The 15064-nt window shown below is 53.7% G+C and carries 12 protein-coding genes; 3 read left to right on the top strand and 9 right to left on the bottom strand.

Features of this window, described 5'->3' with window-relative positions; all coding sequences use genetic code 11:
* Positions 1-85: 85 nt before the first annotated feature.
* From INT21_RS18315 to INT21_RS18300, 4 genes are all read right to left on the bottom strand, one after another.
* The gene (locus tag INT21_RS18315; RefSeq protein WP_193061448.1) at positions 86-820 is read right to left on the bottom strand and encodes a lysophospholipid acyltransferase family protein; all 735 of its coding nucleotides are present in this window, start codon (positions 818-820) and stop codon (positions 86-88) included.
* Positions 817-1707, bottom strand: coding sequence for a sugar nucleotide-binding protein (locus tag INT21_RS18310; RefSeq protein WP_125744877.1), 891 nt, complete (start codon positions 1705-1707; stop codon positions 817-819). Before INT21_RS18310 ends, INT21_RS18315 begins: the two co-directional genes overlap by 4 nt.
* A gap of 57 nt (positions 1708-1764) precedes the next feature.
* Positions 1765-2424 carry a single-stranded DNA-binding protein gene (gene ssb / locus INT21_RS18305; protein ID WP_125744875.1) on the bottom strand — a complete coding sequence of 220 codons (660 nt, stop codon included), beginning with the start codon at positions 2422-2424 and terminating at the stop codon, positions 1765-1767.
* Between the two features lie 169 nt (positions 2425-2593).
* Positions 2594-3973, bottom strand: coding sequence for an MFS transporter (locus INT21_RS18300; protein ID WP_193061481.1), 1380 nt, complete (start codon positions 3971-3973; stop codon positions 2594-2596).
* 171 nt (positions 3974-4144) lie between these two features.
* Here INT21_RS18300 and uvrA point away from each other — a divergent pair, with 171 nt between their 5' ends.
* Complete coding sequence (gene uvrA / locus INT21_RS18295; RefSeq protein WP_193061447.1) at positions 4145-6994, top strand: excinuclease ABC subunit UvrA; 2850 nt, start codon at positions 4145-4147, stop codon at positions 6992-6994.
* A gap of 173 nt (positions 6995-7167) precedes the next feature.
* Complete coding sequence (locus INT21_RS18290; protein ID WP_193061446.1) at positions 7168-7908, top strand: Crp/Fnr family transcriptional regulator; 741 nt, start codon at positions 7168-7170, stop codon at positions 7906-7908.
* 127 nt (positions 7909-8035) lie between these two features.
* Here INT21_RS18290 and INT21_RS18285 read toward each other — a convergent pair whose 3' ends face one another.
* Together INT21_RS18285 and INT21_RS18280 are read right to left on the bottom strand one after the other, a co-directional pair.
* Positions 8036-8833 carry a ribonucleoside-diphosphate reductase gene (locus INT21_RS18285; protein ID WP_193061445.1) on the bottom strand — a complete coding sequence of 266 codons (798 nt, stop codon included), beginning with the start codon at positions 8831-8833 and terminating at the stop codon, positions 8036-8038.
* 59 nt (positions 8834-8892) lie between these two features.
* Positions 8893-11004, bottom strand: coding sequence for an adenosylcobalamin-dependent ribonucleoside-diphosphate reductase (locus INT21_RS18280; protein WP_120385953.1), 2112 nt, complete (start codon positions 11002-11004; stop codon positions 8893-8895).
* A gap of 208 nt (positions 11005-11212) precedes the next feature.
* On the opposite strand from INT21_RS18280, the gene INT21_RS18275 reads away from it, so the two are divergent.
* Entirely contained in the window at positions 11213-11770 is a 558-nt protein-coding gene (locus tag INT21_RS18275) for a hypothetical protein (protein ID WP_193061444.1), read from the top strand.
* A 9-nt stretch (positions 11771-11779) separates the two neighbouring features.
* On the opposite strand, the gene INT21_RS18270 is transcribed toward INT21_RS18275, so the two are convergent.
* From INT21_RS18270 to INT21_RS18260, 3 genes are all read right to left on the bottom strand, one after another.
* Positions 11780-13819, bottom strand: coding sequence for a sensor domain-containing diguanylate cyclase (locus INT21_RS18270; protein WP_193061443.1), 2040 nt, complete (start codon positions 13817-13819; stop codon positions 11780-11782).
* 23 nt (positions 13820-13842) lie between these two features.
* Positions 13843-14514, bottom strand: coding sequence for an OmpA family protein (locus tag INT21_RS18265; RefSeq protein WP_193067723.1), 672 nt, complete (start codon positions 14512-14514; stop codon positions 13843-13845).
* A gap of 4 nt (positions 14515-14518) precedes the next feature.
* On the bottom strand, positions 14519-15064 hold a 546-nt coding region (locus INT21_RS18260), incomplete at its 5' end, for a motility protein A (RefSeq protein WP_193085575.1).

Below are 15064 nucleotides of genomic sequence, written 5' to 3'. Positions count from 1 at the left end.
CTAGTCATGCAGTGCATGTGCAGTACGCTATAAAAAACGGCGCCTTAAGGCGCCGTTTTTTATAGTCATCGAAAGATTGCTGATCTTAACGAGACGTAGGCCGCGGCACCTCTGAAATCTCTTGCAGCTGCCCCTCTATCCAGGCTTCAACATCCATCAGCACCTCATCGGGTGTCCGGCCTGCCGTCTCGATAGGCGCACCAATACGCACCCGAAGAACACCGGGACGCTTTACCCAATGGCGTCCAGGCCAGCGTTCACCAGCATTATGCGCCACTGGCAGCACTGGCACGCCTGCTCGGCAGGCCACCACGCTACCGCTCTTGTTGTAGCGCTTTCGAACCCCTGGGTCGACACGCGTTCCCTCTGGAAAAATAAGCACTGACAGCCCAGTTCCCAGTCGCGCGACGCCCTGGGTCAACACCTGCTTCATAGCGCGGGCAGGCTTAGAGCGGTCCAGACTAATCGGTCGCAACAAGCGTAACCCCCAACCAAATATAGGCAGTCGCAACAACTCCTGCTTTAATACCGTGCAAACGGGTGGCTTCATCACCTGCAGAAACACCGTTTCCCACTCGCATTGATGGTTGGCCTGGATCACACAAGGGCCCGCTGGAATATTTTCTCGCCCCTGAATGTCGTAGCGCACGCCACACGCAATTTTGAACCACGCTATCAAAAAATGGTTATAGAGGTTTAGCAAACGATAACGGGCAGCCAAAGGCAAAAACGGCGCAATTGGCAAAAAAAGAATGCCAATCAACAGCATGGCAGAAAAATATCCCACATAAAAAACCAAGCTGCGAACCAGATTGATCAAGCCAACTCTCCTGTCCCTTCACCCTGCTGTTGTTCCCGCATCAAACACCACGCATCCAGCATTCGCCCTACCTCCAGCCGCCATGGCTTTTGATGGACACCAAACACATCAAGCACACGGCGGCAATTAAGGACTCGCCGCAGCTTGGCATCATGGTGATGGTTAAGTGCTTGTACTTCACCAAGGGCTACGCTTTCACCGCGGCCTTCCAGATGGGTTGCCAGTTGGGTGCGAACCATTGAGGTAAACGTAAACGCACTAACCGGCTCGGTGCCCGCTAAGTGGTAAGCCCCCCAAGCATCGGCACCACAGACTTGCTGCTGTAGCATGCCAATCAACGCCATGGCGACAGCGTCGGCAGACGTCGGGCAAAAAATAACATCTTCAGCGGCGCGAGCAGGCTGGCCAATCATCAAGCTATCGATTATCTCGTTTAGCCACGCATGGCTGCCTTCCAGCGCAAACAAGGGACCTAAGCGAACAATGAGATGCCGGTGATACCCAGCACGAATACGGTCACCCGCTTGCACTAAGCGGCGCAGGCTTTCATCCCGAGGGGCAGGCACCACATGTTCATCGATGGGAATTTCAAAACCATCTTCGTAAAGTTGGTCTGAAACACACCACACCAGCGCAATGCCTTGTGCTTGGCAGGCATCGACGCAGGCATCAACGGCATCGGCATGTGCCATTACATCGGCAGGCGCCATACTGAGCGGGTGCGCTAATGGGGGGATAATCACCGCATCAGGTGTAATCGCTTGGAGTTGAGCAGAGGTAATCGTGGTCCCCTGCTCAATAACAAGCTCTGTATCCGTTCGACGACTGGCTTCCCGGGCTAATGCCAAACTTAAGCAGTGCCCCGCATCTAGTATCAGCAGCTTCAAAACAGAACCTCCCCCTCACCTAACCCCTGGAATGTAGCGAACTATTCAGTTCAGGCGCTAGAACGGAATTTCGTCGTCAAAATCATCGAAGTTGCCTGGATCCGGAGCCCCATAATTGCTGTTTTGATTGGCGGGAGCTGGCTGACTGTGTTGTGGCCCACGAGCAGGCTGGGGCGCGCCGCCATAGTTACCTTGAGGAGCACCGCCCTGGGGAGGGTAACCACCCTGCTGAGGCATACCGCCACCCTGATGCCCCTGAGAGGCCGAATGCTGAGGAGCGGGGTGCTGCGGCGCGTGTTGCTGCTGGGCTGGTGCGCCTTGTGCAGGGTTATTTTGTGCGTAACCACCTTGAGGTGCTCCGCCACCCTGGAAATCGCCGCCACGACTATCTAGCATCTGCATGTCGTTGGCCACAATTTCCGTGCTGTAGCGATCTTGACCGTTTTGGTCTTGCCACTTACGGGTTTGTAGACGACCTTCAATGTAGACCTTAGAGCCCTTTTTCAGGTACTGCTGGGCAATCTCAGCGGTCTTATTGAACAACACAATGCGGTGCCACTCGGTACGCTCTTGGCGCTGTCCACTTTGGCGGTCCATCCAGGTGTCAGACGTCGCCAAATTCAGGTTTGCTACCGCCGTTCCGGAGGGCGTAAAGCGTACTTCAGGGTCTTGGCCCAGATTACCAATCAAAATGACTTTGTTAATACCGCGCGCCATAGGTCGCTCCTTTCAATAATCGGTCATATATCAATACCAGTGCCCTCAAGGGTATCACTGATACGGCTGACAGGCCTGAATGCCATGCAGCAAATGTGTGTAAAAGCTTCGGTATGTGTTTAAACCTGGAGGTGTAAACGCTTGCTGTACCAATAATCAGAAATGGTCGTTACGTCTTAGGTGGTGATAGCAACCTGCTCAGCGCTGCTTGATCGAGTTCTTTGCGGTTCACTTTTAGGTACATCAAGCGCTCTTCCGGCACCACCATCACATCTTCCACACCCACGACATCGGCTAGATGCTCCATCAACAGATTTAATGCATCAGGCTGTGTATCGTGTAGTGCTACGACCTCACTGGAGAGAGGCGGTGGTGACGGCATGCGCCACATTGCCAGCCACCATAGCAGCGCCAGCCCTGCACAGCCGAAGAACACCGCATCAAGCCCCCATAGGTTCGACAACAAGCCACCCAGCGTGCCTCCTAAAAAAGCGCCCAAAAACTGACTGGTCGAGTACACCCCCATCGCCGTGCCTTTAGCACCCGCGGGAGCCAGCTTACTGAGCATTGACGGCAGCGTGGCTTCGAGCAAGTTAAATCCTGTAAAAAAAACAAATAGCCATGCGAATAGCCAGCTCTCTTGGGAGAATGGCAGCCCCAGGCTGCCCAAGCTAATGACGATGGCGCCGATTGCCAGCAGGCATATTAATTTCATGCGCTGGTATTTCTCTGCCACGATCACCAGCGGCACCATGGCAATAAATGACAGCGCCATAATCGCTAGGTAAGCCAGCCCGTGATACTCAATCGCAACGCCTGCATTTAACAGGCGGAAAGGAACAGCAACAAAAATCGCCATTAACACCAGATGCAGCGAAAAAATCGACAGATCTAGCCGCCATAAATCGGGGCGCGTAATAACACTTTTAAACTGCTGGCGATCCATCCCCACATCGCGGTGGCGCAAACGGCGGGGGGCGGGTGGCACCCATCGCCAAAGCACCACTAAACCGACCAGCGTTAACAGCGCCGTAAACCAAAAAACGCCCGCCAGACCCGCCCAGGCCGCCAGCCAGGGGCCAAGAACCATGGCGATAGCAAACGATACGCCAATGGAGAGCCCAATCGTGGCCATCGCCGCCGTTCGCACCTGCTCACGGGTTTGGTCTGCTAATAGCGCCATAATCGCTGCAGCAACGGCTCCACAGCCCTGCAACGCACGGCCCAAAATAATCCCGCCAATGGAGTCGGCCACCGCAGCGACCACGCTTCCTACGGCGAAGATCAGTAGGCCCATGGCAATAACGCGTTTACGACCAATGCGGTCTGACAGCAGGCCAAAGGGAATCTGTAGCGTTGCCTGAGTTAGCCCATAGACACCTAATGCGACACCAATTAGCAGGGGGGTAGCGCCACTTAAGGTGTCGGCATATAGCGCCAACACCGGCAGCACCATAAACAGCCCCAGCATACGAGACGCATAAAGCCCGGCTAAGCCGCTGATTGCACGGCGTTCAGTGGCCAGCAGCAGTGCGGAAACCTTGCGCATAATACCCTTGTGGTCAATAAAGAGGCTGAACAGCCCGAGATAACCGTCCATTCTAGCGCTTTGTATCCACGCTGGAAACGCCAAGCGCTGACAGCATATCGATATGGAGCTTTGCCGGAAGGGGGACAGCAAACGTATAATTACGCTTTTGCCACGCGATTCGAGGTGTTGATGGACAGCATTCTGGTCAGGGGTGCACGCACCCACAACCTCAAGCAGATCGATGTGGAGCTGCCCCGCGACAAACTTATCGTCATTACCGGCCTTTCTGGCTCAGGTAAGTCGTCGCTGGCGTTCGATACGCTCTACGCTGAGGGACAACGCCGCTATGTGGAGTCACTTTCCACCTATGCGCGTCAGTTCCTTTCGATGATGGAAAAACCCGATGTAGATCACATCGAAGGGCTTTCACCTGCGATCTCTATTGAGCAGAAATCCACTTCCCACAACCCACGCTCTACCGTCGGCACAATTACCGAGATTTACGACTACCTGCGTCTACTGTTCGCCCGGGCAGGCACACCACGCTGTCCAGAGCACGGCGAAGAACTGGAAGCACAAACCATTTCCCAAATGGTCGACCAAGTCATGAATCTGGCCGAAGGCACCAGGCTAATGCTGCTGGCGCCGGTGGTGAAAGGCCGTAAAGGGGAGCACCTGCAACTGCTGGCAGAATTGCGGGCTCAAGGCTTCGTTCGGGTACAGATTGATGGCCAAGTGCTAGAGCTTGACGATATTGCCCCGCTCGACAAGCGCAAGAAACACGATATCAGCGTAGTGGTTGACCGTTTTAAAGTACGCGATGATATTGCCCAGCGTCTGGCAGAATCGTTTGAAACCGCCATTAATCTCGCCGACGGCACGGCGATGATCCACTTTATGGATGGCGACCAGCAAGATCTTGCCTTTTCGGCACGCTTTGCCTGCCCGGTATGTGGCTATTCGCTTTCTGAACTTGAGCCGCGGATGTTTTCGTTCAACAACCCAGCGGGGGCTTGCCCCACCTGTGATGGCTTAGGCGTTCAGCAATATTTTGACCCCGACAAGTTGATTAGCCATCCGGAACTTTCGCTAGCAGAAGGCGTGATTAAGGGCTGGGATCGGCGCAATATTTATTACTTTACCCAGCTCCAGGCGCTGGCTAAACATTACCAGTTTGAGCTTGAAACGCCATGGATTGAGCTGGCCAGCCATGAGCGTGAGATTATTTTAAATGGCAGTGGCAGCGAACAAATTCCCTTTGTCTATGTGGGGGACCGTGGCCGCAAGGTGACGCGCGAGCACGCCTTTGAAGGCGTATTACCCAATATGCAGCGCCGCTATCGGGAAACCGAATCCAACATGGTGCGTGACGATCTGGCCAAGTATATCGCCGTGCAGCCCTGCGCTACCTGTGGCGGCTCGCGGCTGCGCAAGGAGTCACGCCATGTGTTTGTCGATGACCATAACATTGCCGATATTGTGCATTTACCTATCGGCGAAGCGTGGCGCTACTTTGCCGAGCTTTCCCTACCGGGCCGCAAAGGCGAAATTGCCGACAAAATCGTTAACGAAATTCATGCCCGCCTAGAGTTTTTGGTCAATGTCGGGCTGGATTATCTGAACCTTGAGCGCAGTGCTGACACGCTCTCAGGCGGTGAAGCCCAACGGATTCGTCTTGCCAGCCAAATTGGCGCGGGGCTAGTAGGGGTCATGTATATTCTTGACGAGCCTTCTATCGGCCTTCACCAGCGGGATAACGACCGCTTATTGAAAACCTTGGAGCGCCTGCGGGATTTGGGTAATACGGTGATTGTCGTCGAGCATGACGAAGACGCGATCCGTGCGGCTGACCATGTCCTGGATATCGGCCCAGGTGCAGGTGTCCATGGCGGTGAAATCGTCGCCCAGGGCACCCCTCAAGACGTGATGGACAACCCCAATTCGCTGACGGGCCAGTACTTATCGGGAACACGGGAAATTGCCGTTCCCCCCTATCGCATTCCTGGCAACCCTGAAAAACAGTTGGTGGTGCGCGGCGCGACTGGCAACAACTTGCAGGACGTCACCATCAGCCTCCCGTTGGGGCTGTTTATTGCCGTCACGGGGGTTTCCGGCTCGGGCAAGTCGACGCTGATCAACGGCACCCTGATGCCGATTGCGGCCCGCGAGCTTAACCGCGCGACTACCTTGACCCCGGCTCCCTATGAGAAAGTAGAGGGGCTTGATCAGCTTGATAAAGTGATCGATATTGACCAGAGTCCTATCGGTCGTACGCCGCGCTCAAACCCAGCCACCTATACCGGTATTTTCACCCCGATTCGTGAGCTGTTTGCGGGCACTCAGGAAGCGCGTTCGCGGGGCTACAAGCCAGGCCGCTTCAGCTTTAACGTTAAAGGCGGCCGCTGCGAAGCATGCCAGGGCGAAGGTATGATTAAGGTAGAGATGCACTTCCTGCCGGATATTTATGTGCCTTGCGATGTGTGTAAAGGCAAGCGCTATAACCGCGAAACGTTGGATATCCACTACAAAGGCAAAACAATCCACGAAGTGCTGGCCATGACGGTAGAAGATGCTCTGGAGTTCTTCAGCCCAGTGCCTGCTATCGCTCGTCGTTTACAAACCCTGTTGGATGTAGGCCTTTCCTATATTCGCCTAGGACAAAGTGCCACCACCTTGTCTGGCGGTGAAGCGCAGCGTGTCAAACTGGCCCGTGAGCTAGCCAAACGTGACACCGGAAAAACACTTTATATCTTAGATGAGCCAACCACCGGCCTACATTTTGAGGACATCCGTCAGCTACTCACGGTACTCCATCGCCTGCGCGACCACGGCAATACTATTGTGGTGATCGAGCACAACCTGGATGTGATCAAAACGGCCGACTGGATTATTGATCTTGGCCCAGAAGGTGGCTCTGGCGGTGGGCAAATTATTGCCGAAGGAACCCCAGAGCAGATTGCCAAGCAGAGCGTTTCCCATACCGGGCATTTCCTGGCACCATTGTTAAAACGCGGTAATCGTGTCAAAAAAACCGCCTAGAGCCACTTCCAGGGTGGGTTGATACTCACCCTGGAAAATGACAGCGATACGCTTGCCCCTCCCCCTAGGACGACAAGAGAGCAGAAAAGACCAAGCAACATAGGACGGCTCTGTTTATATTAAACAACAACGCGGCTTGTTAATCGTTGCTAATCTTTCAGGAGAAGGAAGCTGTGGATCAGGATAACAGCTGCATTATTAGTCACTTCAGTCACTACTGCTCACTCACTGAAGCAGAAAAAGCACTATTAATCGAATTGGAAGAGAGCCCTACTGATATCAAAGCAGGTTCACTGCTGTGGGAAGTTGACGCCCCCGCGAATGAGTTTTGCACCTTGCGCAGTGGCTGGGCTTACTCCTATCGACATTTAGAAAACGGCGATCGGCAAATTCTGGAAGTATTTTTACCTGGCGATATTATCGGTTTGCGAGAGTTTGCGTTTTCCAGGCGGCTGGAAAACGTGCGCATGATTACTGACGGCGTGGTCTGTCATTTCCCCCATAAGCGCATGTTAGAGCTGTTTCGTCAGTCACTAACGCTGACCTCGGTGATGTTTGCTATTGGCAGTCGCCACCAGGCTCTACTCACGGAACGGCTGATCAACTTAGCGCGGCGTAGCGCTAGACAAAAAATGGCCCACTTTCTCCATGAAATGTATCTACGCTTACGCCAAACCAACCATGACATCAGCGGACAGTTCCGCTTGCCACTTTCTCAAGAGCAGTTAGCCGACATTCTGGGCTTAAGCCCTGTTCATGTGAGCCGCACGTTTAGTGCATTGAGTGAAGATAGCTTGGTATTCCGTGACCGTCATAACGTCACTATTCCCGATTTAAAGGCCTTGGCTACCGAGGGGGAATTCGACGACTGTTATTTAACCGATAACGTCAGGCCGCTACTTATTAGCGCCTGAGCCTTAGCGCCTAAATCAGCGGCAGGTTTTCTGTTCTTAAAACTTTTTGTTCTCAAAACAAGCAACGCCGCGTGGTTCTCTAGACCACGCGGCGTTGTTCGTTAGCGTTCTAGTGGGCTTATCTGGCTTAGCCGCACTTAGACCAACCGCAGCCTGCGTAGCAGGTTGGACAGCCATCCATCATAATAAGCTCACCGCGACACTCAGGACAGTTACCCACGGTTGCAGGGCCACTGCCTTCAGGCTTTTTTACGGCGTTTTCTTGCTGCTCAGCGGCACCGCCCAGCGACTCCACGGCTCCAATCGCCGGGCTTGTGTCTGGCTCGTCGGCCGGTGGCTGCCAAGCATGGCCATGCTGCATACGGTGCGCATAACGCTCTACCAGCAACTCTACCGGTACTTGGTTACCATCCTGATCCAAGAAACCGCGCCGATAAAGAATCTGCTGGATCGACCAAGCAATCGCCGCCACTTCGGAATCGTGGAACATAGGCTTGTTCCAACGGTTCATACCACAGCGCACTAAGCCTTTATCCCACGCCACTTTGCGTAAGTCAGCCACCGCTTGGGTGACATAGCCCCCACGCGCAGCAAGGGAAAGACTACGCATCGTCGCCGTAATCCACTGATGTTCGCTGGAAAGCTGTCCTGATGGGAAAAAGAACTCGACCGGGCGCTCAATCACCACACGTCGGCCACCTACCACGCCTTCTACCGGCATAAAAGAGACCAGCAGGTAAACTTTTTTGCGGCCTTCCGCACCCACGTAAGAGATCTTTTCGGATACCGCTTCTAACGTTCCCTCTGGACGCGAGGGGATCCTGACCGTTAGCGGGTCTTCTTCCGGTAGCTCAGGGGCTGGCGTTGTTTGCTCCTGCTGCTTGATACGGTAACCAACGATTTTTGAGGTAATTTCTACAGCCATGGTGTTCTCCACTTAGCAAAGGGTGTCGGGCGATGTTCGTAGCAAGGCGTAGCCCGCCCTTACCATTTGCCGTAGGTGCCCTCTTTTAAGGCATCAAACAGGTTGGCGGCGTTATGCTCTTCACCGTCATAAACCACCGTTTCATCGCCGGCCAGCTCTAAGGTTTCGCCATTTTCCAGTTCAAACACGTAGGTGGTATTTTTTAAATCATCTTCGCGTACCAGAACGCCCTGAAATGCCTCTGGGTTGAAGCGGAACGTGGTGCAGCCTTTTAAGCGACTCTCATACGCCTGGAGGTAGAGATCCTGGAATTTCTCAAACGGGAACTCTGTCGGCACGTTAACTGTTTTAGAGATTGCCGAGTCAATCCACTGCTGAGCGGCCGCCTGCACGGCCACATGCTGCTCAGGCGACACTGAGTCTGCGGTAATAAAGTAGTCGGGTAAATCGCTTTCCACCGCATCGGCGGCAATAAAGTGACGATAAGCGGCTAACTCAAACGAGACAACCTCAACCTGCTCTTTGGTTTTCTTACCCGATTGAATGATATTGCGGAAATAACGGTGCGAGAACGAGGGTTCAATGCCGTTAGAGGCATTATTACCCATCGATAGCGAAATCGTACCAGTGGGCGCAATAGAGCTGTGGTGGGTGAACCGTGCACCATGTTCCGCCAACTGTGTGACCAACTCAGGATCGAGCTCAGCCACTTTCGCCATATACTGGCTATAGCGGGCATGCAGAATACGTCCTGGTACTTTATCACCCACTTCATAACCATCGGCAGCGAGTTGGGGGCGCTCACGCATCATCTTCGGTGTAATCGTATGCTCTTGCTCAAGCACAGGCGCCATGCCTTTCTCTTTAGACAGCTCTAGCGCTTGCTTCCAGCCTTCCAGCGCGAGGTGGCGGCTAACTTCTTCGGTAAAGGCCAGCGACGCTTGAGAGCCATAGGGTATTTTAAGCATGGTCATCGTTGAACCAAGCCCCAAAAAGCCCATGCCGTGGCGGCGCTTGGCTTCAATCTCACGCTGTTGCTGCGGCAGTGGCAAGCCAGCAATTTCCACGACGTTATCGAGCATGCGAGTGAAGATCGCTACCACCTTGCGATAGCGTTCCCAATCAAAGCGTGGCTTGTCACTAAACGGCTCAATCACAAACTTGGTCAGGTTGACCGATCCCAGCAGACAAGCGCCTTCTGGCGGCAGCGGCTGCTCGCCACATGGGTTGGTCGCGCGGATATCTTCGCAGAACCAGTTATTGTTCATGCGATTGACTTGATCAATCAGAATAAACCCAGGTTCAGCGTAGTCATAGGTCGAGGACATAATGGTGTCCCACAACTCGCGCGCTTTAATGACTTCAACGACACGGCAAGCCACGCGGCCTTCATCGTCGACCGTATAGCCCTCTTCAATGACGGGCCAGTCGCGATAAATCAAATCACCCGCTTTGACATCGTCTTTTTCACCAGGGTGCAATGGAAACGCCAGCGGCCAGTCGGCGTTGTGCTTCACTGCTTCCATAAATTCGTCGGTAATCAACAGGCTAAGGTTGAACTGGCGCAGACGACCAGCTTCTCGCTTAGCTTGGATAAACTCACGAACATCAGGATGACCAACGTCGAAGGTGCCCATCTGAGCGCCTCGACGTCCACCTGCGGATGCCACGGTGAAACACATCTTGTCGTAGATATCCATAAACGCCAGCGGCCCGTTAGTGCCAGCACCAGCGCCAAACACAAACGCTCCCTTATGGCGCAGCGTCGAAAAGTCGTAGCCAATACCGGCGCCAGACTTCAACGTCATGCCAGCATCAACGACGGAGTCGAGAATATCGCGCATAGAGTCGCGAATAGTGCGCGAAACCGTGCAGTTAATCAGGCTGACCGCAGGTTTGTAGGCTTCAGCGCCCGCATTGGAAAGGATTCGTCCGGCAGGAATAGCGCCGTTTTCTAACGCCCAGCGGAATTTTGGCAGCCACTCGTTAGCATTGTCACCTTCAACCGCCGCTAACGCTCGCGCGACACGCTCAAAGGTAGCACCCACATCCTGATCAACAGGTTGGCTATGGCGATCTTTTAACCGATATTTAGCATCCCAGATATCTTTTGAGGGAACCTGTAGTGGGACGTCATTCGAAGTCTTCATAGCCTTTGCTGCGGTGCTCATGTCGCGAAACTCCTTCACAACGGGGTGAAATTAGCGCTCAAAACGGTGCGATTATACGTTCTGCGACTATGAAGTATAGACTTGACTTTACACTATATGCGGCATTTTTCTTGTTAAAGACTACTACATATAGAAAAATCAGCGCGTTACCTTTTGCTTATCTTCAACAAACGATAGGCTAATGTTTTTCTTGTGCGATGCCACCCCTATGCCTACTTTAAAGCCTTTTGCGTTAGCGGCCTTCAGCGCCCTACTTTCCAGCACTGCGCTGCCTAGCATGGCAGCAACGTTCAATATTGATGCCGAACAGCCCCACGATCATTGGCAGTCAATGGCGTTAACGTTAGGCAGTGAGCGGCACTTTCGCGCCGTGGAAACTCATAGCTATTCGGATGCCACCTTGAGTTTGAACGCAACCCAAGGTGTTTGCGACTTACCATGGCTGGAAATGCGGGTCACGCTGGCTGAACAGCAAGGCGAAAGTCGCGCGGTTAACTTAGTGCCTACCAGGATCCGGGTGGATGATACGCCTATCATTGATACCATGGCCGAGTTTATTACCGAGCGTGGCGATGATGGGTTTTATGCGCACTTCTACCTAAGCGACCTGCAAACATTAATGGCGCAAATGAGCCAGGGAGAGCAGCTGTTTATTGGTTTCGATCAACAGGATAGCGACCCTTGGTATATGACCTTTAGTCTTGACGGTGCTGATGATGCCATAGCGAGAATACAGCGCTTATGCGACCGCGCCGACGACCAATGATAGCGCGTGTCACTGCACGCTTTTGTCAGCGATTTCAACGCGGTTACGCCCATTATGTTTAGCTCGGTACATCGCAGCATCGGCCCGGGCGATGATAGTCTTGCAGCTATCATCGGGCTGCCATACTGCGACACCGATGCTGACCGTTATCGGTTGGCCCAAGCCCTTCACCTGCAGTGTTGCCACTAGCCCACGTAATCGTTCAGCAAGCCCTTCGGCGGCTTCAATACTGGAGTGGGTCGCCAATACCACAAACTCTTCCCCTCCCCAGCGCCCCAAATGATCACAGCCCCGCAGTGAACTTTCCACCATGCGTGCTAGCGAAATCAGCACATCATCGCCCACGCTATGGCCGAGGGTGTCATTGATCTGTTTAAAATGGTCGACGTCAAATAACAACAGCGCGAAAGCCGCCCCATAGCGTTTTGCTGCTACCAGCTCTGCATCAATAGCCTGCTCGATGCGGTAGCGGTTCCACACCTGAGTGAGCGGGTCAAAATGTGCCAACTGCTCTAACCGCTGATTCGCTTCTGCCAGCGCTTTACGCTCGCGCTCCAGATGCATATTGAGCGTGCTGATCTCATAAGCAGAAATGGCCAGCGTTAAATCTTCTCCTAAATCTATCGCGGCTAGCCGCTCAACCCGTTGCCAGGCTTCGCTTTTTCCTGTGACCTCCTCGCACCACGCGTCAGAAGGCGACATCATCATAGGTGGCAGGGATGCTGAAGAGGGCTGCATCGCCCAGTAGAGCGTTTCCACTTGCTCAGGACGAAAAAACATCAGCCAGCCGCGCTGAGCAGGATCGGTAGGCAGCGGCACGGCGAGTACTCCACTCTGCTCTAGCATGTCTAAAGAGCATGTTAGCGGCTCTTTGGCTGTCTCTTGGGTACACCATGGGCCACTATGGATATGGGATTTTTCAATCCGCGTGACCAGTTGGCCGATCGTTTCCGGCTTGGGCGTATTGCCTGATTGATAGATACTGCCTTTCACCCATAACGCAACGCCATTGGCACGAAAGAGCGACTTCCATGTCTCGGCATGCTCCGCAAACAGCTGATAAGGCCCCTGAGGCTTTAAGCGATTATTACTTGAAAGCACCAGGCTATCTTGTACGCGCTGCAAATAGCGCGCCTCTTGGCGAGCTCTCAGCAGTAACAGCCGCTGCGTAGCCATTTGCACCAAGGTGCGTACCGCATCTCGTACGGGCGGCGCTACGGGGTAAGGCGCTGCCGAGTGGCAGAATAGCAGCCCCCAAAGGCCGGTATCTCCCTGCATGGCCACGCTTAATGCGCCGCGCACGCCAAGTCGCTGTAAGTACTGTTGACGCTCAGGGGCAGGGGCACGCAAGAAGCTGTCACTTACATCTACCACCACACTCGCTGGCAGTAAGTGCTCGTAGGGTGCTGCGACATCTTGGATCAGCCGCACCGGATGGCGCTCATAGGCACGCCGTAATGCAATGGGGAAGTCTTTGGCGGGAAAGCGTTGCCCTAACAAGGCAGGCAAACGAACCGCCGCTAATTCGACACTCGACTGAGCGCGCCCTTTAGCTAACGACTCGGCTACGATCAAACCATGCCAGTCACTATCGAAATGGCATACAGACACCCGGTCATGCCCGGTTAATTCTTGTACCGACATCACTAGGTAATCAAGTAGCTCTTCTTGATGGGTCGCTTCCGCTAAGCGCATCAGGCGTTCGTTCACCGTGCCAAGCAGACGCTGCTTACCGAGGGAATGAAGGGGTTCTATCTCAACTAACACATGCGCACCGGCACGGTAAGCATGTAACTGGAAACGGTTTGATCGAGCGGGACACTTAAAGGTGAGAGGCCCCGGCAAACGCTGCTGACCTTGGAGCTCATAGCGTACGCGCTGGCTTAAGCGCTTGCCTAGAACGCTGGAGAGCGTTGCGAGACGCCCTTCAGGAAGGCTTACTCTCAGCAATTCAACAAAGTTGCTACTAAATGCCTGTATGCGCCGACAGTCAGCATCGAGCACCAGTAATGCACCGAACGACTGTAGTAGCGAGTGATGCTTCGACACAGAGATGGCCTCAAGAAATCTCTTTACCCCTCAGTCTGCTGCCTTAGCAACAGTTCAACGCGCCGGTTGGCGGATCTACCTTCCGGCGTTGCGTTACTTTCCATGGGTTGGGTATCGGCGTAACCGACTGCCCGCATACGTGAAATAGCAACTCCCTGGCGCTCAAGATACTGGACCACCGCAATGGCGCGCCCTACCGAGAGATCCCAATTTGAGGGGAAGCGAGAGGTAGCAATGGGAACATTATCCGTATGCCCTTCTACTGAAATTTGCCCCTCAAAGGATGCTAACACTGCCAGAAGGCTTTCTAACACATCTTGCCCCTGGGGCGTTAGTACGGCATCACCGCTAGGGAAAAGCAAGCTGTCGTCGATGCGCAGCGTAACACCTTCTTCACCTTGAGAGACACTAACCCCGGGGATATTAAGCTCAGTCATTCGCGGCTTGAGCCCGCTGTGCCGAGGATGGATACCGGTTGCTAAGCTGGCCAACGGCAGCGAGGTGATAGCACTTACAGAATGCATTCTATCGCGGTCAAAGGCTTCCCCTCCCCCCGGCGGGGTCAATGCAAGCAGTAAGACAAACAGCGTGATTAACAGCGTTAATACGTCTAAATAGCTCGTTAGCCAACCTTCATCGCCCTCCCCTGACACAGTGGGCAATTCCAGTGCGTGCCGTGAATCACGATCTAGCATAGCGCTATCCTTTTGCCGCAGAACTAACTGTTGGCCGCGGTTTTACAGAGGCATCACGGATCTCGTCATGATAATTAGCCACAAAGGAGTTGAGCGTTTCTTCAATAAAAGAAGGCAGCCGCCGTTTAGTAATTAGCGAAATGCCCTCCAGCACCATGTTCATGGTGATAAGTCGCTCTTCCGTGCGCCGCTCTAGCTTGACGGCAATCGGTTTGAACACCAGGTTGGCGAGCAGAATACCGTAGAACGTTGTCAACAGAGCCACCGCCATGCGCGGGCCAATAACGTCAAGATCGCCCGCATCCATCACTTCCAGCATATTGACCAAGCCCACCAAGGTACCGATCATGCCAAACGCGGGCGCATAGGTAGCCATAGTACGAAATATCTGCGCCTCAGCATGCTCCCGTGCTTTTAATCGTGCGATGCGCCAGCGCAGCATATCGAAAATTTCGTCCTCTTTCGTGTTAGCAATCACCAGTTGAATCCCGGTGCGCAAAAAGGGGTGATCTTGCCCAGTAACGATGGACATCTCAAGAATGTAATACAC

The organism is Halomonas sp. 3F2F, from assembly GCF_014897805.1.
Classification (GTDB): Bacteria; Pseudomonadota; Gammaproteobacteria; order Pseudomonadales; family Halomonadaceae; genus Vreelandella.
Note: the sequence above shows the minus strand (reverse complement) of the source record. Positions and strands in the feature narration are given on the sequence as shown.

What these genes read in the sequence shown, in the direction of transcription:
- INT21_RS18285 (WP_193061445.1), bottom strand. Translation starts at nt 8,833, where the DNA reads ATGGCTGTAGAAATTACCTCAAAAATCGTTGGTTACCGTATCAAGCAG.
- INT21_RS18280 (WP_120385953.1), bottom strand. Translation starts at nt 11,004, where the DNA reads ATGAGCACCGCAGCAAAGGCTATGAAGACTTCGAATGACGTCCCACTA.
- INT21_RS18275 (WP_193061444.1), top strand. Translation starts at nt 11,213, where the DNA reads ATGCCTACTTTAAAGCCTTTTGCGTTAGCGGCCTTCAGCGCCCTACTT.
- INT21_RS18265 (WP_193067723.1), bottom strand. Translation starts at nt 14,514, where the DNA reads ATGCTAGATCGTGATTCACGGCACGCACTGGAATTGCCCACTGTGTCA.
- INT21_RS18300 (WP_193061481.1), bottom strand. Translation starts at nt 3,973, where the DNA reads ATGCGCAAGGTTTCCGCACTGCTGCTGGCCACTGAACGCCGTGCAATC.
- ssb (WP_125744875.1), bottom strand. Translation starts at nt 2,424, where the DNA reads ATGGCGCGCGGTATTAACAAAGTCATTTTGATTGGTAATCTGGGCCAA.
- uvrA (WP_193061447.1), top strand. Translation starts at nt 4,145, where the DNA reads ATGGACAGCATTCTGGTCAGGGGTGCACGCACCCACAACCTCAAGCAG.